The 21,787-nt window shown below is 71.1% G+C and carries 21 protein-coding genes; 19 read left to right on the forward strand and 2 right to left on the reverse strand.

Annotated features, from left to right (window positions below; all coding sequences use genetic code 11):
- Positions 1–81: 81 nt before the first annotated feature.
- Complete coding sequence (locus ACZ5D2_RS25810) at positions 82–561, forward strand: hypothetical protein (RefSeq protein ID WP_468932367.1); 480 nt, start codon at positions 82–84, stop codon at positions 559–561.
- Positions 562–889: 328 nt separating this feature from the next.
- Here the strand turns inward: ACZ5D2_RS25810 and ACZ5D2_RS25815 are convergent, their stop codons facing one another.
- Positions 890–1,420, reverse strand: a complete 531-nt coding sequence (locus ACZ5D2_RS25815; RefSeq protein ID WP_468932370.1) for a hypothetical protein — start codon at positions 1,418–1,420, stop codon at positions 890–892.
- Between the two features lie 452 nt (positions 1,421–1,872).
- Here ACZ5D2_RS25815 and ACZ5D2_RS25820 point away from each other — a divergent pair, with 452 nt between their 5' ends.
- The 11 genes from ACZ5D2_RS25820 (at position 1,873) to ACZ5D2_RS25870 (ending at position 15,589) form a co-directional block, all read left to right on the forward strand.
- Positions 1,873–2,817: a conjugal transfer protein gene (locus ACZ5D2_RS25820; RefSeq protein ID WP_468932373.1), complete on the forward strand. Its 945-nt coding sequence runs from the start codon at positions 1,873–1,875 to the stop codon at positions 2,815–2,817.
- Positions 2,814–3,122, forward strand: a complete 309-nt coding sequence (locus ACZ5D2_RS25825) for a hypothetical protein (RefSeq protein ID WP_468932376.1) — start codon at positions 2,814–2,816, stop codon at positions 3,120–3,122. Before ACZ5D2_RS25820 ends, ACZ5D2_RS25825 begins: the two co-directional genes overlap by 4 nt.
- Before the next feature lie 59 nt (positions 3,123–3,181).
- Entirely contained in the window at positions 3,182–3,664 is a 483-nt protein-coding gene (locus ACZ5D2_RS25830) for a hypothetical protein (protein ID WP_468932379.1), read from the forward strand.
- Positions 3,664–6,237 carry an ATP-binding protein gene (locus ACZ5D2_RS25835; RefSeq protein WP_468932493.1) on the forward strand — a complete coding sequence of 858 codons (2,574 nt, stop codon included), beginning with the start codon at positions 3,664–3,666 and terminating at the stop codon, positions 6,235–6,237. Before ACZ5D2_RS25830 ends, ACZ5D2_RS25835 begins: the two co-directional genes overlap by 1 nt.
- Complete coding sequence (locus tag ACZ5D2_RS25840) at positions 6,234–6,566, forward strand: hypothetical protein (RefSeq protein ID WP_468932382.1); 333 nt, start codon at positions 6,234–6,236, stop codon at positions 6,564–6,566. The genes ACZ5D2_RS25835 and ACZ5D2_RS25840 overlap by 4 nt, the downstream gene beginning before the upstream one ends.
- Positions 6,563–9,289, forward strand: a complete 2,727-nt coding sequence (locus ACZ5D2_RS25845; RefSeq protein WP_468932385.1) for a hypothetical protein — start codon at positions 6,563–6,565, stop codon at positions 9,287–9,289. The genes ACZ5D2_RS25840 and ACZ5D2_RS25845 overlap by 4 nt, the downstream gene beginning before the upstream one ends.
- Positions 9,286–10,404: a C40 family peptidase gene (locus ACZ5D2_RS25850; RefSeq protein ID WP_468932388.1), complete on the forward strand. Its 1,119-nt coding sequence runs from the start codon at positions 9,286–9,288 to the stop codon at positions 10,402–10,404. Before ACZ5D2_RS25845 ends, ACZ5D2_RS25850 begins: the two co-directional genes overlap by 4 nt.
- A 317-nt stretch (positions 10,405–10,721) precedes the next feature.
- Entirely contained in the window at positions 10,722–11,039 is a 318-nt protein-coding gene (locus tag ACZ5D2_RS25855) for a hypothetical protein (protein WP_468932391.1), read from the forward strand.
- Positions 11,021–13,606, forward strand: a complete 2,586-nt coding sequence (locus ACZ5D2_RS25860; RefSeq protein ID WP_468932394.1) for a type IV secretory system conjugative DNA transfer family protein — start codon at positions 11,021–11,023, stop codon at positions 13,604–13,606. The genes ACZ5D2_RS25855 and ACZ5D2_RS25860 overlap by 19 nt, the downstream gene beginning before the upstream one ends.
- On the forward strand, positions 13,603–14,511 hold the full coding sequence (locus ACZ5D2_RS25865; protein WP_468932397.1) for a replication-relaxation family protein: 909 nt from the start codon (positions 13,603–13,605) through the stop codon (positions 14,509–14,511). Before ACZ5D2_RS25860 ends, ACZ5D2_RS25865 begins: the two co-directional genes overlap by 4 nt.
- A 472-nt stretch (positions 14,512–14,983) precedes the next feature.
- Positions 14,984–15,589 (forward strand): hypothetical protein, encoded by a 606-nt coding sequence (locus tag ACZ5D2_RS25870; RefSeq protein WP_468932400.1) that lies wholly within the window; start codon positions 14,984–14,986, stop codon positions 15,587–15,589.
- Between the two features lie 499 nt (positions 15,590–16,088).
- On the opposite strand, the gene ACZ5D2_RS25875 is transcribed toward ACZ5D2_RS25870, so the two are convergent.
- A complete protein-coding gene (locus ACZ5D2_RS25875) occupies positions 16,089–16,223 on the reverse strand; it encodes a hypothetical protein (RefSeq protein ID WP_468932402.1) in 135 nt (44 codons plus the stop codon).
- Between the two features lie 61 nt (positions 16,224–16,284).
- On the opposite strand from ACZ5D2_RS25875, the gene ACZ5D2_RS25880 reads away from it, so the two are divergent.
- The 7 genes from ACZ5D2_RS25880 to ACZ5D2_RS25910 are packed head-to-tail and all read left to right on the forward strand — an operon-like array spanning position 16,285 to position 21,688.
- Positions 16,285–16,485 carry a hypothetical protein gene (locus ACZ5D2_RS25880; protein ID WP_468932405.1) on the forward strand — a complete coding sequence of 67 codons (201 nt, stop codon included), beginning with the start codon at positions 16,285–16,287 and terminating at the stop codon, positions 16,483–16,485.
- Positions 16,486–16,535: 50 nt separating this feature from the next.
- Positions 16,536–17,264: an SAF domain-containing protein gene (locus tag ACZ5D2_RS25885; RefSeq protein ID WP_468932408.1), complete on the forward strand. Its 729-nt coding sequence runs from the start codon at positions 16,536–16,538 to the stop codon at positions 17,262–17,264.
- Positions 17,264–18,079 (forward strand): hypothetical protein, encoded by an 816-nt coding sequence (locus ACZ5D2_RS25890; RefSeq protein ID WP_468932411.1) that lies wholly within the window; start codon positions 17,264–17,266, stop codon positions 18,077–18,079. Before ACZ5D2_RS25885 ends, ACZ5D2_RS25890 begins: the two co-directional genes overlap by 1 nt.
- Entirely contained in the window at positions 18,069–19,628 is a 1,560-nt protein-coding gene (locus ACZ5D2_RS25895; RefSeq protein ID WP_030239842.1) for a CpaF family protein, read from the forward strand. Before ACZ5D2_RS25890 ends, ACZ5D2_RS25895 begins: the two co-directional genes overlap by 11 nt.
- Positions 19,628–20,578, forward strand: coding sequence for a type II secretion system F family protein (locus tag ACZ5D2_RS25900; RefSeq protein ID WP_468932413.1), 951 nt, complete (start codon positions 19,628–19,630; stop codon positions 20,576–20,578). Before ACZ5D2_RS25895 ends, ACZ5D2_RS25900 begins: the two co-directional genes overlap by 1 nt.
- Positions 20,578–21,459, forward strand: a complete 882-nt coding sequence (locus ACZ5D2_RS25905) for a type II secretion system F family protein (protein ID WP_468932415.1) — start codon at positions 20,578–20,580, stop codon at positions 21,457–21,459. Before ACZ5D2_RS25900 ends, ACZ5D2_RS25905 begins: the two co-directional genes overlap by 1 nt.
- A gap of 22 nt (positions 21,460–21,481) precedes the next feature.
- A complete protein-coding gene (locus ACZ5D2_RS25910; protein WP_468932418.1) occupies positions 21,482–21,688 on the forward strand; it encodes a hypothetical protein in 207 nt (68 codons plus the stop codon).
- Positions 21,689–21,787 lie beyond the last annotated feature (99 nt).

Raw genomic sequence — 21,787 nt, forward strand, 5'->3', positions numbered from 1 at the left:
GAGCGTGGCTCCCGGGCCCGGCGAAAATTGGCACGCACACTGCGTGCCTACGATCTGTTGTACTCCCCTTACGGTCCGTTTATGGCCAACTCCATGAATGGCGCCCGGACATGGGTCGCCCTCCTCGATCCTGCCCCCGAAGTCCTCGGCAGTCTCCGCACCGGCAGCTCTTCGTGGGCGGCGTGCGGCTGGACGTGGGACGCCGTCGCCATCGCACCTCTGCAGCGAGGTCTCGAAGCGCTCGATGCCCTCCCCGTGCCCCTCGACGCCGGGTTCACGGTGATCGCCGACCACGCCCGCCAGGAACTGATCACCTACATCCCCTGTGAATCCGGCGCCGCGCTCGGACTGCTTCAGGGTGTGCGGGTACTCGGTCGGGGATCCGACCTGCTGGTTCCCGCTGGCCGCTACGGAACCTACGCTGCCGCCTGGCTCAGCGGTCCCCACGACGACGACCCGGAGCACTTCATTGACCCCGGCCGGCTCCGGGATGCGCTCCTGGCCGTCGACAGCAGGCACCTCGCCCAGGCGCAGAAGATCGAGAACGCCTTCGCCGAGTAGGCGCCCGCCCTGTACTCCTCCACCCCCAGGCCCTCGTACGCCGCCTCACCGGCAGCGGCCGGGGGCCTCTGTCAGCTGTCCATGGACAAGTCCTAGCTGTGCAGAACGCCGGTGCGGGCGGCAATGCCTCGGAGTTCGGGTGTGGTGCGTCCGGAGAGCAGCAGGCCGGAGACGAGGGATTTCGGGCGTGGGTTTCCTGTAGGGCCCAGTACTCGGCTTGGAGGAGGGCGCGGATGCATTCGTCTCGTCGGCCCCATTGTGCGAAGGCCTTCGCGCGGTCGGTGAAGTAGAGCGCGCGCCGCCGTCAGTGTGCCGGCCACTGGGATCGTCAGACGGTCGGTGAGCCCTTGTAGTCGTGGCCTTGGTAGCCGCGGCCGTCCTTGTGCCAGTCGACATAGAGGACCCCGTTCCCGTACGCGCCGCTCCCGGCCCGGTGGCTGATCGTCGGCGTGCGGTAGTTCCCGTCACGGTCCCCGCCGGACGTCGCCTTCTCCAGCCGGTCTTTGATCTCGAAGTCGCGCTCGGCAACGACGGGATCGGTGCCCTGCCGGGACTGCATGATCTGGAGCCGGATCTTGGCTCCGTCGAAGATCGTCGCGTCCTTGCTGGCGTAGAAGGCGGGCCCGTCCCAGCCGATGTCGGCGTAGGCGTAGACGGTAGTTCCGGAGCGCGCCGCGCACACCTGGATCCTGATGTCCCAGTTGTCGGGGGCAGGGCCGCTGTATCCGGCGTCGTCGATCGTCTGCGTGCTCGTCGAACAGCGGTAGCTGAGCGCGGCGGCGGCCGGGGATGCGGCAGCCGGGGGCGTGGCAACAGCGAGGGCGGCTGCGACGGCCAGCAGGGTGTGCGTGGTGTTCATGCTCAGTCAAGGCCGGACAGAGGCCGGACGGCACGGGCCCGGCCGAAAGGCACTCCGCACGAGGGACACGAAGAACAGTCGACGGTGGATGTTCGAGAGGCGGTGAGTTCGTGGGTGGTGACTTTGCACTAGGCCGGTGAGTTCGGCGTCTTTGAGGCTGTGACCTGCGGTGGGGAGGTGGTGGTGAGTCACCGGGGACTCACCACAACGGTTGTGGTCCAGCCGTGACGGAGCAGGGGTTGCCGTGGTGAGCGAAGCGGTGAAGCGGGCGCCGTTGTGTGGGAGCAAGCATCCCCACCTCGGAAGGCGCCCCCATGACCCGTCGTCGTACTCTCCCGCCTGGACGGGAGCGGCCCGCCCGCCAGGGCGCGGTCTCGCCGCAGCTGCGGGCTTCGCGGCCGGAGACCATCCCCGTCGGCCGACCCGTCTCTTACGGGCCGCGGCTGGCCCGGATGGGGGTCTGGACTGCGCTCGCGGCCGGCCCCCTCGCGCTGGCCGTCGCTCTGGCAGCCCCGGCTGGAAGTGCTGCCCAGGCGGCTCCGGCCCCGGCACCGAGCAGTAGCCGTGTACAGGCTGACCCCTCGGGGACGGCCGCCCACTTCGTGGAGCTGTGGCTGCGCGCCGACGCCTCCGCCCCCGACGGCCCGGTGGCGGCGGAGGTGCGGAGGATGGCGCCGCAGGCCGAACTCCCGTCCCGTTCCCGTGAGGCCGGCAGCCCGGCGGCGGTGCGGGTAACTCCGCTGCGTACGGTCGTTGCGCCGGGAGGCGGTGGGTGGACGGTGACGGTCGCCGCCGTCACCGACGAGCGGCGCGCACCGTCGCCGGGCGGCTCGGACCAGGCGGTCTTGCAGCCCGCGGCGCGGTACTTCGCCGTCAACGGCACTGGAGGCCAGGACGGCGGGCCGCTGGTCGTCACCGGTTCGCCTGCTGAGGTTGCCGCCCCTGAGGCGGCCCAGACCAGCTCGTCCGTCTTCGGCCGCGCCGTCCCGTCCACGGGCCCCCTGACTGTCTCGCTGACCGAGTTCCTGCGGACCTACCTCGCCGGTCCCGGCGGGCAGGGTGCGGGCGTGGAGCGGTACCTGTCGCCCGGGGTGCGCCTGTCTGCGCCGACGGCAGCCGTCTACACGCGGGTCGAGGTCAAGGACGTCGCGGCTGACACGGATGCCGCGGCCGGGACGGCCGTTCCGGCCGACGGGAACCGGGCGCGCGTCCGCGTCCGCGTCGAGGGATCGGACGCGGCCGGTACACGGTGGCCGCTGGAGTACCGCCTGGCCGTGACGACCCGCGCCGGCCGCTGGGAGATCAGCGCCCTGGATACCGGTACGCCCGCCCCGGCGTCGGCAGGCGCCGCAACTCCCACCGCCCCGTCCACCGCCACCTCAGGAGGTACCCGATGAGCAGCATGTTCCTCGCGAGTCAGCTTGACGACCTCGGCAACGGAGTCTTCGACATGCTGGGCAAGTGGGCCGACCGCGGCCTCAAGGTCGCTCTCGTGGTGATCGTCCTGGTGGTCATCTGCCGCCAGTTTTCCCTCAAGGCCGGCATCGGAGCGCTGCTGGCCATGGCGCTCGCGCTGGGCATCTACAACGCCCGCGACACCCTGGCCGGGCTCTTCTCCGAGAAGATCAAGAGCCCCTCGACCGGGTCCGCTCCCTTCAATCCTCAGGCTCCGAAGGCCCGCACGGACGGGCAGGTCCTGTGAGCGCGGCGGCGCGTCCTCGGGTCGCGCGTGTCTACACCGGTGCGCGCCGCCACCCGTGGGTGCTGGGCAAGCTCGGTGACTGGATGGTTCCGTTCGGCCCGTACACGCCCGCGCAGTTGGTTGTGCTCGGTGGTGGGGCGTTCGCGCTGGTCAAGGGCTACGACTGGTGGTCGTGGGCCGGGCCGGTGCCGGTTGTGCTGTGGCTGGTGGCGGTGTGGGCGGTGCGTGGTGCGCAGATCGCCGGTCAGAACCCGTTCACGGCGGTGGCCGGTGTGGTGGTGCTGCTGCTGCGGCATCCGGCGGGGCGGATCGGTGGGCGGATCGCCCGTGAGCGCCGGTCCTGCCGCCTGCGCGGCAGGTTCGTCATCCAGCCTGCTCCCAGCTTGGTGCTGCTCGGTGTTCCTTCGGGCGCTGCGAGCCGGGTGAGCGGGTCGGCCGGAGCGGGCGGAGCCGTCGTACGGCTGCCGGCTGTGTCGGGGCGTGCGGCGGCGGGGTCGGGCTTGGACTCGCTCCTGGCGGGCTCCGCAAGGAGGGCGGCGTGATGCGTACTCCTCCGTTCCGGCATGTTGCCGGTCATCTGCTGTGGTCGGCTTCCTCCCGTGTCTGGGCGGTGTGGCGGGTGACGCCGCTGGCGGGCGGCTATCTTCCCGCCCGGGTGCGGCAGGACCTGCTGGACCGGGTCACTTCCCTGGTGCGGTCGATGCCTGCGATGGAGCCGAGGCTGTTTGTCCTGGCGGCGCGTACTGACCCGGGCGAGATCGCCGAGCGGATGGTGGCCGGTCTGGACTGGCAGCGCCTGCCCGCCTGGGCGGAAACCTGTGCGGCGGCGGTGGACCTGCTGGCCGGGCAGGAGATGCATGAGCGGGCCTTGTGGCTGGCCGTGCCCCTCCCGGGCCGGACGGGCGCTGCGACCGCTTCCCTGAACGCCCTGTACGGGGAGCTGTCCGCCGCACTTGACCTCCCGCCGGTACCGGTGCCCGAGGCGGAGTTGAAGGCTGCGTTCGCTGAGGCCGAGCGGATCCAGACCTCATTGGGTGGCGGGCTCGGGCTGCGGCCCGCGTCCCCGGCGGAAATCGTGTGGATGGTGCAGCACGCCGTCCATCGCGGCCTCGCGCAGGAGCCGCTGCTGTCTGATGCCGAGCACAGCCCGCTCTACGGCAGCCGCGTCCACGCGGGTCGGCTCTCCTCCCCCTCGTACGCGGATCTGGGGCAGATCCGTCTCGCCGAAGGCGGGCAGGACACCGGGATCCGCGGCAAGGCGAAGGCCGCCGACCGGCCGTGGTGGCGCAAGGCCGGCACCGCCTCCCCTCTGGGCCGCCGGTGGCTGCAGGTCGAATCCGAGGCCGGTACTGGCTATCAGTCCCACCTTGTGCTCGCCGAACTTCCGCCCGCCGTGGCAGTCGACAGCGCGGACGTCCTCGCGCAGCTGGAGCAGCTGCATTTTCCGGTCGACGTGTGTGTGGATCTGCGGATCGTCCCGGCGAAGAAGGCCCGAGCCCAGGTCCAGCGCAAGAAGCGCGAGCTCCTGGACCAGGCCGGACAGTACGGGGCGCAGCCGACCGGGATGCCGCATTCGCTGCCGGAGGCGGCGGGGGATCTTGCCGAGCAGGACGCGCGGATGGCGCGGACGTCGGTGGAGGTCGAGGTCCAGTCGGTGACGGTGCTGTCCGTGTGGGGGCCCGACGCGGCCACGTGTGATGCGCGGGCGCGGGAGCTGTCTGCGGCTCTGTCGGGGGGTGACTACCGGGTGGAGCGCCCCTACGGCATGCAGGAAGACCTGTTCGCCCTGTCCCTGCCCGGCACTGCCCGTCCGGCGAAGCTGGGCCAGTTCACCCAGCACCAGCTGTCGGAGGACTGGGCCGCCGCGGGGGCGTTCACCTTGTCGGGGGTGGGGGACCCGGGCGGGATGCTGGTCGGTCACGACCTGGACAGCGGCACCATCCGCCCCGTCCTGCTGAACCCGGCCGACGCGCCGCAGGTGAACGCGTCCGCGTCGCTGGCTGTGGTCGGGGATCTCGGCGCCGGGAAGAGCGTGCTGGAGAAGCTCGTCACGGGGGCGGTCGTGGACCAGGGAGGACGGTCGATCGTCATCGACCGGACGCCGATCCGGGAGTGGGCGAGCTTCGGGCGGGCCGCGATGGGTGAGCGGTGCGAGGTGATCGATGCCGCCCGCGCTGAGGTGTCCATCGACCCGCTGCGCGTGTTCGGCGGGGCCGTCGGCGCGCACTACGCCCTCTCCTACCTCACCTTGCAGCTGGGGGTGGGGGCGATGACCGCGTCCGGGGCGGTACTGCATCACGCGGTCCAGGAGGTGTGTGCTGGCCCGGATCCGTCCATGGGAAAGGTCTTGGACGTCCTCGCCGGCCTCGCCGAGACCGGTACCGCGACCCGGTCGGACGCGGCAGCGACGATGGCCGACCTGCTGCGGATCGTGCGCGGCAACCCCCTTGCGGCGATGGTCTTCGATGCGGACCTGCCACCGGTCACGCTGGACGGGGACCTGGGCGCGGACCTGGTGGTGGTCACCACCACCGGCCTGACCCTGCCGCCGAAGGAGGCGTTCGCCGACGCCGAGGTCCTGCGCCAGCAGCCTCTGGAGGCTTTGATCGGGCGGGCTGTGCTGTATCTGATCGCCGCGATCGCCCGCCAGGCCGCTTTCACCGGCCCGGAGCGGTTCTGCCTGGTGTCGATGGACGAGGTGTACTGGCTGACCTCCTCCGCGGAGGGCTCCGCGCTGGTCCACGAGATCCTCCACGACGGCCGCAAGCACGGCGCCGGCTGCTTCCTCGGCGCCCACGACGAAGCCGAACTCGGAGCCGACGCTGCCCTGATCGCCTACCGGTTCCTCGCCCGCACCAGCGACCGTGCCCGCGCCGCCAAGGGACTGGGCTTCATCGGCCTGGACGGCGACGACGAAGACCTCGTACGGATGGTCACCACCGGCCTGTCCCCCGTGGGCCAGAGCGGCCGCGAGGGCGAGATGTTCCTGCGTGATCCACGGATGCAGGTCGGCCGGATCAAAGTCGTCGTCCCGCCCGTGCCCCGCCTCAAGAAATCGATCTTCACTACACCCGGCCGGACAGCACACGCCCCGGCCGACAGGGGGACCTCGTGACCTGCACCACCACCGCCGGTGTGCGGCGACTGCTCGTCGCCGCCGTCGCGCTGCTCCTGATCACATGCACCGTCGGCGCCTGGGCCATGCCCCACACCCGCCCGACGCCCGCAGCTGCTGCACCGTTCGAAGCGGGCACGGGCAAGGACTGCCACCTGACGGCAGGGCCGAGCGCCGCCTACTGCGGCATGAGCCGGATGCCGGGACCGGCCTCGGAGGCCTCAGTCTGGCCTGCCGGTCTCAACCCCCGCACCGCACTGCTGCTGTTCTCCGCCCTCGCGGTCTCAGCTGCGATCGGGCTTGTGAGCAGCGCGGGGCGGCGGCGGTGAGGGGCTACTTTCCCGTCGACCGGGGGACGGTGCGGGCAGCCGGGTTCGTCGCGCTGCTCACCGTCGTGTTCCTGGTGACGAACACCGCGGTCGCGGCAGCAGCCGACGGGGGCGATGCCTCGGGCGGCGGGCTGCTGAGCCCGCTGGACATTCACACCCGTGAGGGTGCGCTGCTCAGCGGCTACCAGCTGGAGGCCGTGGCCGGCACGCCGAAGGAAGAACAGGCGGTCAAGCTGATCGAGAGCGGCGGGGTGCCGGACCTTGATGTGGCGGGACAGACCCAGCGATTGGTGCTGTCCGGGCTGTTCACGCTGGTGCGGCTGCTCGTGGGACTGTGCTGCTGGCTGCTCGACTTCGTGTTCAAGTTCCCCCTGCTGACCCTGCTGACGAATCCGGCGCAGCGTCTCGCCGACGCGTACGAGCGGCATGTTGTGGGCGCGCTCGGGCTCTCGGGGCTGCTGCTGGCGTGGGCTTTCGTGTTCGGGCTGATCTTGTTCGTGCGCGGCAAGGTCGGCACAGGTCTGGGCGAGATCGTGATGACCCTGGTCATCGCGGCCCTGGCCACCAGTGCGTTCATCCGGCCCGACTACCTGCTGGGCAGGAACGGGCCCCTCGACCAGACCCACCAGGCCGCCATTGAGGTCGCGGCCATCACCACCGGCTCCTACTTCGACGCCCCTGCCCGGGGAGCACGCCCCTGCGACAGTGCGGTCGGGCCGGCCCACGAGGCGTGTGTGAAGGAGCGGGCCGAAGCAAAAGAGGTGACCGGGCCGATCCAGAACGCGCTCACCGACGCCCTGATCGTCAAGCCCTACATGCTGCTCCAGTACGGCCGCATTCTCGACCCGAAGAACCCGGGTGACGCCGCCGCATACAAGGCCCACGTGAAGTGGGTCAAGAGCGGTCAGGATGAGCAGGGGCGGGGCGGCGTCGACGTCTCGAAGTGCAAAAGGGTGGCTGGGCCGCTCAAGGAGGAGTGCGAGCGCAGCGTCGCCGAATCCGGCGGCCAGACGGCTGCCAATCCGGACTGCAAGCTGCTTTTCGGGATGGCCAAGGAGACGTGCGAACGACAGGTAGCCGAGAGCCAGGCCAACCCGTGCGCGGCGCTGAAGGCTCCCGCCCGTGAATTCTGCGAGGACAGCACCGGAACTGGCAGAACCGACAAGGGCGCCGCCTTCTCGACGCTCGTGAAGGAGCTGGACAAGGCAGGGCCGGTCGGATCGGCCTGCGCAGCGTATGCGGTGAAGCCCTCCTGGGACCGGGTGTGGTCGGTCATTGCCCTCCTCGTCGCTGTCATCGTCGTCACCTTGATGATCGTCTCGATGGCGGTGGTGATGCTCGGTGCGCAGGCGTCGGATGCCGCGACCGCTGCGGCAGGCCCCGTCGCCTGGGTGTGGGCGATGCTTCCCGGGCCCTCCCGGATGGTGCTGTGGCGGTGGCTTGGCGTGTTCGTCGTCTCCGCCCTGGTCTCCTTCATGGCCGCGATGGCTCTGCCGCTCTTCGGGATCGGCGTGGATGCCCTGCTGTCCGACGGCGGCCCCGACCTGATCGTGGAGCGGCTGCTGCTCGTCGATGCCCTCGCCGTGGCGTTTCTGATCATGCACCGCCGGATCCTGGCCGCGACCGCCAGTTTTGGGCAGCGCATGGCGACCCGGATGCGGTACTCGAAGATCGGCGGCACCCACCTGCGTGGCGACAGCTCCGAACTCGGCGCCGCCCTCGCCATGAACGGCCCTGCAGGTGGCGGCGGTGGCGGTCTGGGACGCTACGGCGGGCCGTCGGCCGCGCACAGCGCGTTCGGGGCGCGGCTGCGGTCCCTGGGCAGCCTCGCATCGCTGAGCGACGGCAGCGGGATGCCGATGGCGCCGGGCCGGCTGCTCGGTGACGCTCTGGCCGAAGGACGGCGCGGGATCGCCCCGCTGGCGATGGCACTGCGCGGCACGCACATGGCGCTGCGCGGCGCGCACACCGCCCTGATCGGCCCCCGGCCCGGCAGGCACCCCGCGGCCGCACGGCTGCACCACGCCGCAAACGGCCGGCATGGAGGCAACCGGCCGGGGGCCGGGGGCGCCATGGTGGTGGACCAGTGGACCGGTGAGGTTCTCCATGACCCCGACACCGACCGGCCTCTGCTCGGGTCACGTGTCCACGCCCGTGCCTCCCGGCTGCGCGGCTACCGCGTCGCCTCCCGCAGCGCCCGCCTCGCCTACGGCGCGACCCTGGGCCTGCCCCGCAACATCGGCCGTGCCCACGGCGCGGCATCGCGGTTCACCGAGGACGCCCGGACACAGCTGCGGGTGGCTTCTCTCCAGGTCCGTGAGGACGGCGGGCGGTGGGCGGACGGCGGACGCGCGGTCCGTGACCGCGTCGACCACACCGGGCAGGCCCTCGCTACTGCGTGGCAGGTCCACGACCCCATGGGCTCCGTCCGTGACGCCGCCATCGCGGCGGCCATCCACGCCGCCCCGCTCCACAGCGGCCGCGCAGGCGGGCCGCGCACCACGATCAGCCGTCTGGACACAGCCGCATCTGTCGGCGCGGCACCTGCCCACGCGTCTGACCCGCCTCCAGACCGCCGTCAGGAGTCACCGGGCCAGCCCCGCCTGGCCGGCGCACGGGGCGAAAGTCACGGCCCGGCCTCGACGGACCGGGACCGGCTGCTGGCCCTCCTGCAAGCCCCGCGTGCTGCCGGACGCCACCCACGTGAGGACGGCGGCCAGTGAAGAGGTGGAAGAAGCTGGGATGTCTGGGCGTGCTGCTGGCAGTGGCGGCCGTGTGCTGCACCGGGCCCGTCCTGCTCGCCGCCGCAACGGCCAAAAGGCGGACCGGTAGTGGAGGCCCGGTCAGCGCGGCGGCGGCCGGGATCCCTGAGCGGATGCTCGCGGGCTACCTCACCGGCGCCGCCCAGGTCACCCGGTACGTCAGCGGGTGCAAGGGCATGCGCTGGCAGATCCTCGCCGGGATCGCCCGCGTCGAATCCGACCATGCCTCCGGCCACCTGGTCGGCGCGGGCGGGGACATCCAGCCGGTCATCGTGGGCCCGCGCCTGGACGGCTCCGGAGCCGGAGGCAACACCACCGCCATCCCCGACACCGACAACGGCGTCTGGGACAACGACACCGCGTTCGAGAGGGCCGTCGGCCCGTTCCAGTTCCTGCCGGAGACGTTCCGCGCCTACGGCAAGGACGGGAACGGGGACGGGGTCATCAGCCCGCACAACGTGGACGACGCCGCCCTGGCGGCGGCCGTCTACCTCTGCGGCAACGGCCGCGACCTCGGCAACCGCGACCAGCTGCGCGCCGCGATCCACACCTACAACCTGTCCTGGGCGTACGTGGACGACGTCATGTCAGGCATCGACCGCTACGACGTCCTCGGAAGCGTCCCCGCCCTCCCTTCTGGAAATGTCGGCGCGGTCATCCAGGCCGCCCTCGCCCAGCAGGGGCAGCCCTACTCCTGGGGCGGCGGCGGCCCCTCCGGCCCGACCACCGGGAAATGCTGCTCCCCCGGCGGCCAGGACGACACCACCGTCAGCGGCTTCGACTGCTCCGGTCTGACCCAGTACGCCTACGCCAAGGCCGGCATCAACCTCCCCCGCACCGCAGCCGAACAGGCGAGTGCCGGACGCCGGATCCCCGCCTCAGCCGGCTTCGGCGCCCTGGTCCCCGGCGACCTCATCTTCTACGGCTACAGCCCCACATCCGACTCCACCATCCACCACGTCGGGATCTACCTCGGCGACGGAAAGATGATCAACGCTCCCCGGCCGGGCAAGCAGGTGCAGATCGACCCGGTGACCGCGATGCCCGACTACGCGGGAGGGGCCCGCCTCCTGTGACCCGCACACCCTTGACAGGCGCCCGCCTGATCACCGCCGCCGCCGTCCTCACCGCCACCGGAACCTTCCTGCTCTACACGGGACTGCACAGCGCTGGAACTCCCCCGCCCGCCCCACAGCTTCCACCCGCGGCGAAGGCGGTGCGCAGCACGGGCCCGGCAACGCCCCGGCCGCTGCCGCCTGCCCCGCCGCCGGTGCCCCCGCCCGTCCCCCGGGCGCCGCAGGCCACGACAGGACCCTCGGCCGCGCCGGCTGCGCACCCGTCGGCGTCGTCCGGCAGCGCGCCGCACGGCACCCCCTCTCCTCCTCTCCGGCAGTTGCCGCCGCCCGGATCCGGGCCTGCGGCCGACCCGCTCATCCAGCAGGCCCTCGACCAGGCCAGCATCCCGGACCTCCCGGCCGCCGACGAACGGCTGCTGCTTGGACTGGGCCGTACGGCCTGGCTGGCCGAGACCTCCAGCTACAGCCAGGTCCGCATCCAGGCCGCCACCGCCCGCCAGGACGGCGCCCCCTCCCGCGCGGTAGTCCGGCTGGTCTGGGCGGGCGCCGACCGAGCCGGGACCCTCCTCGACGGCCGCCCCGCCGCCGTCCACTTCACCCAGAACGGAGACGGATCATGGAACCGCACCACCTGACGGCCTCCGGGGCCCTCAGCCCAGGCACTGACCTTCTTGACCCCCTCGCGGCCGTCACCGACTGGACGCTGGCCAACCTCTGGTGGCTTGCCCTGATCGCGGCCGCAGCGCTGGCCGGCTGGGAAGCCCTGCAACAGCGCCTGGCCGCCGAGGCCCTCAGCCGCCGGACGTACATGGAACTCGTGCCCACCGCCCAGTTCGATCCGAGCGCGGAGCAGATCTGGCGTCAGGGCATGCAGCTGGTCCGCGCCGCCGGCTCCGGCCCGTGGTGGACGCCGCGGCGGGCCCGGACGCTGCGGCTGCGGCTGCGCGCCGACGGCCACAGGTCCCTCGCCTACCGCATCGAAGCCCCCGCCTCCGCCCGCGCGCTGCTCGCCCAGACCCCCTACGGGGCCCGCGTCCAGGTCAAGGCCGCACATCCGGTTGCCGACAAGCGGCGCGAGCACACAGTGCGGGCGGTACTGACCCTGCACGGAGAACCCGGGTCACGTCTGCGCGAGGTCCCTCTGGATCCCGATCCGCTGCAGCCGCTGCTCGATGCGGTCGCCGACCTGAACGCCGAGCTGGGCGACCTCGCCGAGGTATGCCTCGACCTGGCCCCCGCCTCACGCTGGCGACTTGCCGTGTACCGCTTCCACACGGTGCAGCGGGCCCGGGAGAAGTCCCGCCGTGAGGCGCAGCGCGAAGCACGCTGGCTCGTCCGTCAGCCCGCCGAGAGTCTGCCTGCCTCCGTGGGCCGGCTGCTGGACCCTGCCGAATGGCGCGGTACGCCTCGCGGTCAGATGGTGATGTCGCCTCAGCCCCGGCGCGTCGACCGCGACGTCGTGCTGGGCAAGCTCGCCCACTCCCCTGGCCTGGTGCGCGTGCAGATTCTGGTGCGGTGCGCCTCTGATGCGGCCGGGCGGGCGGAGCAGCGTCTGGCCCGGATCGGGGCGGCCATGGACGTGTACGCGGGAGTGTCGCGGCTGACCGGGCAGGGCTGGGCACTGGGCCCGCTGCGGATCGGTCCGGACTGGTGGCCGTGGCGCGACCGCTTCGATGCCCGGTGGGCGAGCGGTCTGCTGCGGCCGGCGCGCGGGGGGTGGGCTCATATCGAGGAGCTGGCGGGGCTCCTGAAGCCGCCCACCGTCACCTCGCGGGTGAGTCTGCTGGAAAGCGACATGCCGACCTATGAACCCGGTGCGGGCCTGCTGCCGCAGGGCTGGTACCGGGGGCCGGACGGCCGCGAGCGGCTGCTGGCCACGCACGAGGACGACACCCTCTTCGAGATCCAGTCCGGCAAGGCCGGATGGGGCAAGACGATGCGCGCCCAGGTCCACGCCGTCGCCAGCGCCCACAACGGGCGGGGGCTCGCGTTCGTGGACCCTCACGGCGACTCCTTCGCCGACGTCGCCCGCTACCTCGCCCACGGCAACCTCATCGACCGGGTGGCACTGTTCGACCTGACCATCCGCGCCGACACGGACCTCCTGTCCTGCTGGAACCTCCTGGACATGAGCAACGGGCAGCCGCCGCACGAGGTGACCGCCGCCGTCGTCGGGGCCTTCGCCGGTGCGCTGGGCTGGGGGGACATTACCGCGCCCCGCGCGCTCACCATCATGACGAAGGCAATCGAGGCACTCGTCGCCGTCAACACAGCGGCCGTCGCCGCCCGGCAGCCCAAGCGGCAGGCAACGGTCTTCCAGGTCCGGGCACTGCTGACTGACCCGGCATTCCGTCATCTCGTGGTGGGCGCACTGGATGCGGACGCAAGGAAGTGGTGGACCGGGAGCTTCCCCGACCTTCCCCGTGATGCGCTGGCGACAGTCCTCAACCCCCTGGAACGGCTGGGCGCGAACCCGGTGGTACGGGCCTTCCTCGGATGCCCGGTCAGCGCCTACGACATCCGCCGGGCCATGGACGAGGGCCAGGTCGTCTGGATCTGCCCGCCCGGCACCGGGCCCACCAACTCGCTGCTCATTTCTTTGATCGTTCACGACTTCCTGCGCGCCGGGCTCTCCCGCCGCGACCTGCCCGAGAAGCGGCGGCGGCCTTTCCGTTTCTATCTGGACGAGATGATCTCCCTCGACCACGGCGAATCGGACGTCCTCGCGCAGATCACCGAGCAGCTGCGCAAGTTCGGCTGCCGACTGCACGGCATGACACAGCTCATGCACCGCCTCAGCCCCTCCACCCGCGCCGCCCTGATGCAGAACGCTTCCTGCCTGTCCACGACGGCAGGGTCCGTGGAGGCCATCACACAGATCACCGCCCAGTGGCCGGACACCGTCACCCCCCGCGACATCGCGTCGCTGCCCAGGTGGCGGCACTACGCCAGCTTCACCGTCGCCGGCAGGCGGATCGGACCCGTCCCGGTCCGGGGCCCCGAACTGCGGGAAGTGTTCGGCGACCGCGCCCGGCCTGCCCACATCGGGGCGCTGCGCGAAGCCGCGCACACCGTCACCTCAGCACTGCCTCTCGGGGAACGGACCGCGCTCGCCCTCGCCCAGGAAGACGCCGTCCGCGCCTACCTCACCGGCACCACACCGACCGACCGCAAGACCATCACCGGAGCGCCGTACGCATGACCACCGCGAACAGAATCCAGCCCTCCACTGAAGACACCCACACGCACCGGGCCCTCGCCCTGCTCGCCCAGCACCGGCTGCTGACCACCACCCAGATCCACCAGATACTCACCCCCCTCTCACCGTCACGCAAGATCCACCGCGTCCTCGTACCGCTCCGCGAGCAGGGCCTGATCACCCACACCACCCTGGGATCCAGCAGCCGCCTCCAGGCCCACTTCCTCACCCTAGAAGGCTTCTCAACGGTCGCGGACTGGCCCGAGCTGCGCGGACGCACCGCCACGCCCATCGGCTCGGCGGCCGCCGCCTCACTGCGCGCCGCACACACTCTCACCGGCGTCCGCGCCCACCTCGCTTTCCTCAGCGACGCCCGCGCCCGCGGTGACGAGTACGAACCCCTGGACTGGATGCCCGAGGTCACCCACCGCCTCCCCGACACCGGAGGCGAAGACCGGCTCATCGCCGACGCCGTTTTCCACTACACCGCCACCAGTCCCCAGCGCCTGCAGTACCGGGCCTTCGTGGAAATCGACCGCACCACCATGAGCAGCGAACGCCTGGCCCGCAAACTCATCAGCTACGCCCGCTTCCACGACTACACCCCCCAGCCCGCCGGACGCCGCGGCACCGTCGCCAACCAGACCGCCATGCTGGCCTGGCAGCGCCTTTACCCCCGCTTCCCCCGGATCCTGTTCATCCTCACCGGCGCCTCCCGCACCACCCTCACCACCCGGATCCAGGACCTGCGCAGCATGACCGCCGACCACGACCTCGTCACCCGCCTCGCCGCCCACGTCCCCCTCGGCGCCGCCGTCCTCGAAGACATTGAGGAGCACGGACCGCAGGCCAACGTCTGGACCCCACTGGCCGGTGACGCTGAACCCCGCGGCTGGACCCAGCTGTGAGCGCCGATGCCACCTTCCCCGGCCGAAAGCGGCAGGTAGCTTCACGGAGCCCCACCCCGCACTCGGTGAGTGGTGGGTGAGTGACAGAAAGGTAGTTGTTGTCGGCTGCAGCAGGTCGTGGTGACCGAACCAGTGAACAGCGCCGCAAAGAATCACTACAGCAAAGAATCAGCCAGAGTCGCGCAATCCGGCCACGACCTCGGCGAGCTCTGCCGAAGCGGCCTCCATCCGGCAGCGAAGACGAAGGGTGCACTTCAGAGGGCTTTCTGCATATGACATTTCGACAATTGCAAGCAAGCGCGACAGTCGGTCACCTGAACCACAAGAACCCCATAGGAGCTTTGCCGTTGTCATCGTAGGGTGCCGACTGCAACGCACCGCGAGGACGCAAACACGTTGCACCAGCGACGAGGCAGCTCGGGTGGGCCGCTCTGCACGCCCGCCCACCGAGGTGACAACCGGGGAGATCTCCGTGACAACGGCACGACAACACCAGACCCGCACCGCCCAACGCCGACTGCTCGCGGCCGCCGCCGTCACCGCGACACTCGCAGGCCTCACAGCCGGCTGCGGCGGCGACGGCGGTGACAACAAGGCGGCCCCGGCAAGTCCGAGTTCCGCACCCGTCACTTCGTCTTCGCCGAGTCCTTCGGGCAGCCCGGTGGACAACGACAAAGCAGAAGTGCAGACGGCCTACGACCGGTACTGGCGCGTCCTCACTGAGGCCTACGCGAAGTCGGACTCGGCGGGCACGGGCTTGAAGGATGTTGCGAGCGGTTCCGCGTACGCCCAGACGGAGGCCGGTCTTGCGGGGCTCCGCAGCGCAGGGCAGGTCGTCACCGGTAAGGCAAAGCACTCTGGAACCTCTGTCATTTTCAAGGACGGCCAGAAGCTGAAGACTGCTGTGATCACCGACTGTGTCGATGTCGCACAGTGGAAGCCTGTCGATAAGCAGACCGGCAATGAGGGCCCGCTCCCCCAGACGCGTCTCGTGCGGTATGTCACTGAGCTCACCGCCGAAAAATGGCCCACTGGCTGGGTCGTCATCGAGGAGAAGATCCCGGGACAGGCATGCTGAGAGGTGGTGTCGGTACCGTGCTTGGCGCTCTCATCCTTGCTGTCGGCGTGGTGCCCGCAGCCCTCGCGGGCACCGGCGTGGACAGGTGCGCCGACAACAGGTTCTGCGTGGAAGCCGGAGTGCCGGCTGTACCCGGAGGCGGCGTTGGAAGGGGCCCTTCGGACGGTGGGAACAGCGAGGCCGGGGGGAGCAGGCCATCAGCTGGGCACATCAGCGACTGGACGGACGATCCGAGCTGCGCAGTTCGTCGGTTAGAACCGCAGCCCCCCGCAGGCAGCGCTCTATGGCAAGAGCACAGTCCAGGAGACGGCGCGATCTACGTCAACCCATGCCTGGGCGCCGGTCCTGACGGCATCAAGAGCATGGACATCGCGGGATCAGCATTCTGGTCGCAGAACGCCCCGGCCCCGGCTGCCGATCCGGCTGTCCTGGCGCAACGGGCGGTCGACAGCATGCTCTTGGAAGGTCCGGCGGTCGTCAGCCCGACGGCCGCGGGCACCTACACGGTAGGCGTGCCGGTGTGGATGTGGGTAAGGCAGGGCCAGACGACGTGGGGGCCGAACTCTGCGTCTGCTTCGGCGGGTGGGATCACCGTGAGGGCGACGGCGACGGTGTCGCGGGTGGTGTGGAGCATGGGGGACGGGTCGAGCGTGACCTGCACGGGCCCTGGCACGCCGTATACGGCCTCGCGCGGTATGGCGGATTCGCCCGACTGCGGCCACCGCTTCAAGGCGACGTCGGCCAGCGGTCCCGGCGGCCGGTATCAGGGGACGGCGACGTCCAAGTGGGACATCGACTGGGCCGTGACCGGCAGCGGGCAGACCGGGCAGCTGACCGAGGTCCGTCAGTCGGCGTTCACCGTGGCCGTGGGCGAGATCCAGGTCGTCGGCCAATAGCAGACCCAGCATCCGCACTCTTCTTCCTTCTCTCTCTGGAGGCACTGCACGTGAGCACCACCACCACGCCCACGCCCGGCCGGGCTGCCGATCTGGGGACCGGAGGGGCCTGCGGGCCGGGGAAACCGGCGGCCGCGCCGCGCGTCGTGCGTCAGCGGCGCCGCCGGCCGGGCCTGATCGCCTTATCCGTCGCGCTGATCGCGGCCGGGGGACTGTCGGGCGCCCTGCTGTTCACCGGGTCCGGGCAGCGGTCCGCCGTTCTGGTGGTGGCCCGGGATGTGCCGGTGGGCACCGCTATCACCGACGCCGACCTGGCTCCCGCGTCCCTGGCGCTGGATCCGGCGGTCAAAGCCGTGTCCGCCGCGCGGAAGGGTGAGATGGTCGGTCAGCGCGCGGCCGTCGCTCTAACGGCTGGCTCCCTTCTCTCCCCCGCGCAGGTCAGCTCGTCTTCGCTGGTCAAGGCGGGTGAGCAGTTGGTGGGTGTGGCGTTGAAGCCGTCGCAGTTTCCCGCGAGCCGGCTGAGTCCGGGGCAGAAGGTGCTGATCGTGTCGACGCCGGATCCGGTGCAGGCGGCCGCTGCGGCCGGGGGCAAGCCGGGTGAGCCGGCCGGGGCGCCGAAGACGCTGGCGGCGACGGTGGTTGCCGTTGGTGAGGCGGCTCCGGCGACGGGGGTGGTGACGGTGGACGTGGCGGTGCCCGCCGCGGACGGGCCGACGCTGGCCGCGCGCGTGGCGACCGGCGCGGTCGCGTTGATCGTCGCGGCGCAGGGGGGCAGCTGATGACGGTGATCGCGCTTGCGGGCGGGCTTGGTGCGCCGGGGGTGACCACGGCTGCGATGGCGCTGCTGATGACGTGGCCGCTGCCGGAAGGGCAGCGGGTGATCCTGGCGGAGGCGGACCCGGACGGCGGTGCGATCCTGCCTGGCGCGTTGCAGGGCACCCTCGACAACAGCCACGGCTTGCGGAACTTGGCGGTGGCGGGGCGTCGGGGGCGGCTCGGGGAGGCGTTCTGGCGGCAGCTGGTGGATATCACTGACGCGGGGACCCGCGACCGGCTGGTGCTGCCCGGTCTCTACGATCCCGCGCACGCTTCCGCAATGGAAACAGTCTGGAAGCCCCTGGCGGGCCTGTTCGCGGGGATCGAGGAGCACAGGCACGACGTGCTGATCGACCTCGGCCGGCGGGGTGCGTTCGGACCGTCGGCCGTCCTCGCGCAGCGTGCCGACACCGTCGTCCTGGTAGCCCGCAACACGCTGCGCGGGTTGCAGAGCGCCCAAGTCCGCCTGGACGCGCTGCGCGAGCAGCGCGTCCAGGCGGAGATCGGCATGCTTCTCGTGGACAACGGGCCGTTCTCGAAGGAGGAGGTCCGCAAGAGCCTCGGCATCACGGTCACCGCCGTGCTGCCGTGGCGGCCGAAAGAGGCCGCGGTGCTATCCGACGGGGCGGAGCAGCCACGCCGGTTCGAGTCGGGCGAGCTGATGCGCGCGGCGCGGTCGGCCGCTGTGCGGGTGCAGGAACTGGTGGCGGTCCGTCGTTCCCGCCTGGCCCCGTCGCCCGCATCCGCTCTGGGACGGATGGTGAGCGGTGCGCGCTAACCCCCTTCACAGCAACCCCGAGGTATCACTGGAGTCGCGGCTCACGGCTCCGCGCGGTCTCGCCCCGCACCGTGGTGCGCAGCCTCCCGGACGCCCTCCGGTGCCCGGTGGAAGCGGTCCGGCGGATCCCCGCGCAAGTCTTCTGTCGCAGGCCGTGGCCGTCACCGCTGCGCCGGCCGCGGTGGACTATGCGGCGGTACGGCTGATCAAAAAGGCGGTTGGGGAGCGGCTGACCGAGATGCTGCGCGCCCGGCCGGGCATGAGCCCGGCCGCGCAGGAGCAGCAGGGACGTCATCTGATCAATGAGCAGGTCGCGGTGTGGTCGGACGCGGAGGCCATCAAGCGGGGCTTCGCGACGTCGGCCGGTGAAGACGCGGCGACCGCCCAGGCTGTTTTCGATCTCCAGTTCCGTGCCGGCCGTCTCCAGCAGCATCTCGACAACCCGCGGGTGGAGAACATCTTCATCAACGGGTACGCGCGGACGTCGCTGGACTTCACCGACGGGCGGCGGGTGGACGTCGCGCCGGTGGCGGACTCCGACGAGGAGCTGCGGGAACTCCTGCGGGATCTCGCTCGGCGGACGACCGGTCAGAACGAGCGCTCTCTGTCGACCGCTGATCCGTTCCTGGCGCTGCGTCTGGCGGACGGATCCCGTCTCCAGGCGGTCACAGACGTCACCCCGGGCACGTTCGTGACGATCCGCCGGCACACGATGCGGCACGCGGACCTGCCCGAGCTGGTGGGCCGCGGGATGCTGGACAGCACTCTGGAGTCGTTCCTGCGGGCGTGCGTCCGCGCGGAGAAGAACGTCATGATCGTCGGCGGTCAGGCCGCGGGGAAGACGACACTGTTGCGGGCGCTCCTGCGGGAGATCGACCCCGACGAGCGGTTCGCGACGCTGGAGACCGAGTTCGAGCTGTTCGCCCACGAGAACGGCTATCACCGCCAGGTCGTGCCGATGGAGGCCCGCGAGTCCAACGGCGAGATGGTCGCCGGTCAGGCCGCCGGCGCGATCTCCCTCATGGACCTGATGTACCGGGCGCTGCGCATGACGCTGACCCGGATCGTGGTCGGTGAAGTCCGAGGCCCGGAGATTGTCGCGATGCTTCAGGCGATGACGAACGGTGCGGGCGGCAACCTGTGCACCCTGCATGCCATCCGCCCGTCTGTGGTGTTCGACCGGATCGCCGAGCTGTATCTGCTCGCGCAGGCCAACATGTCGGAGGCGCTGGCCTACCGGCAGGCCGCGAACGGACTGCACTTCATCGTGTTCGTGTCCTCAATCGACGAGACGAAGATCGGGGGGCACCGTCACCGGTTCGTCTCCCACGTCCTGGAGGTCACCGGGATCGGTGAAGGCGGCCGCCCGGACACCAACACGATTTTCGGGCCGCGCCCGGAGTGGGGCGAGCACCGTGCGGTGCCGCTCATGCTCCCCCGCTGCGTCGATGACCTGCGGCGCGTCGGCTTTGACGCCTCCCTGCTTTCCGAGGCCGGCGGGGCCTGGACCGCCGCTCTGCCTTTGATGATCACGGAGGGCGCCACGTGATGACGCTGCTGCTGTGGGTGGTGGCCGGTCTCGCTGCCACCGGCGGTCTGGTCGGGCTGGTCGCCGGATGCGTCGGCACCATCGCCCCCAAGGGCCCTGGCCTGGCCGCCCGGATAAGGGCCGGCAGGCAACTGGCGAGCCGCGACGAGCAGATGGCCCGCCGTACCCGGCTGGTCGTCGGCGCGGTTGCCGGGATCGTGCTGTGGCTGGTCACAGGCGTGTTCGTGGCGGGAGCGATGCCGTTCCTGGCCGTTATTGGCGTGCCGTGGCTGCTCTCGCCTACGAAGTCCGCGACCGCGCGGATCGCGAAGCTGGAGTCGCTTGGAGACTGGACGCAGCGCCTGGCCAACGTGCTCCGCCTCGGGCGGGGCCTGGACGAGGCCCTGCACATCTCCCGCAAGGGCTGCCCGGGAGCCATCGCCGAGGAGGTCGGCGACCTGGTCGACCGTCTCCAGGTGGGATGGCGGCCGACGGACGCCCTGCGCGAGTTCGGTGACGCCCTGAACGATGTGACCGCGGACAAGGTGGTGGCCGCGCTGATCCTGTCGGCCGCCGACCGCGGCCCCGGCCTCGCCCAGGCCTTGGACGACCTCGCCGAGTCCGTCCACGAGGAAGTCGCCCGCAGGCGTGCGATTGAGGCCGACCGGGCCAAGCCGCGCACGACGATGCGGTGGATGACGATCATCACCCTCGGCGTCATCGGTGCCGGATTCCTCATCCCCTCCTACACCGCCCCCTACAGCACCCTGCTGGGCCAGCTGGTCCTGGCGGTCCTGCTGGCCGGGTTCGTGGGCGTCCTGGCGATGATGCGGCAGATCGCCGACACCAAGCCCGTTCCCCGGTTCCTGATCACCGACCCCCGCAGCGCCGTCGCCCCCGCCCCCCTGCCCGACGACGAACCCTCACCCGGCGCCCAGGCCGGGGCTACGAGTGCGGAGGTGACCGCGTGATGCCGGTAGCCGCGATCCTGTCCGGCGCGGCCATCGGAGCCGGCTGCGCACTCCTGGTCCGCGAAGTCCTGCGCCCCGCGCCCGCGCTCGGGCCCGCGCTGCGCCGCCTCAACCAGCCTGCACCGCCCCCGCGCTCCGACGGCGAGAACGCCGACCGTGACGAGCGGTGGGGGCAGTGGCTGGTCGAGCGGATGGCGGACGTACCCGGTGTACGGATCCCCCATAAGGACCTCGCCCTGACCGGCACCACCCCAGCCCGGTTCATGCTGACCAAGGTCGCCCTGGCCGGCGGAGGGCTGCTGCTGCCGCCGCTGTCCACGATCCCGCTGCTGCTCCTCGGCGTGCCGCTCTACCTGCCCGCGATTGTCGGGATCCTGGCCGCGATCGTGCTCTGGTTCGCCCCCGACCTCGCCACCCGGGACAAGGCCAAACGCGCCCGCAGCGAGTTCGCGCACGCCATGGCCGCCTACCTCGACCTCGTCGCGCTGCGCCGGGCCGGGAATGTCTCCGCCGAGCAGGCCATGGAGCAGGCCGCCCAGGTCGGCGAGGGCTGGGCGTTCCAGCGGATCCGGGGAGCGCTGGCGCAGTCACGGGTCGACAAGGCCGCGCACTGGGAGTCCCTGGCCCGCCTGACTGCCGAATTGGACCTGCCTGTCCTGGACGACCTCGCCGCGATCATGCGGCAGTCCGCCGACGACGGCGCTTCCGTCTACGCCACCCTCCGCTCCCGTGCGAAGAACCTGCGCACCGAGCTCCTGGCGGATCAGGCAGCCGAAGCGAACGCCAACAGCGAGAAGATGACCGCCCCCGGCGCGCTCCTCGCCGTCCTGGTGATGCTCCTGATCGCCTTCCCCGCCGTCATCCGCATGCTCACCACCTGACCCACCCAAGGGAGACCCCCGTATGAACAAGCTGGTCATCCGCCTGTCTCTGGCCGCGAAGGCGCACTGGGAGAAGATCCAGGCGTACAGCCGCGGCGATATGGACCGGGGCGACATCTCCATCACGACGATCATCATCTGGACTGCCGCCGTCGCCGGTGCTCTCGCCATCGCCGGGACGATCGCGGTCGTCGTCGTCAAGTACCAGGTCAAGCTCGGCGGAATCTGAGGGTCCGACACAAGGAAGCAGGCGGCATTGGGGGTGCGGTGAAGAGCACGGCGAGCGACGACTCGCGGCGGTCAGAAGCAGGGCAGGCAGAACCAGGGC

The organism is Streptomyces sp. NPDC031479, assembly GCF_055581065.1.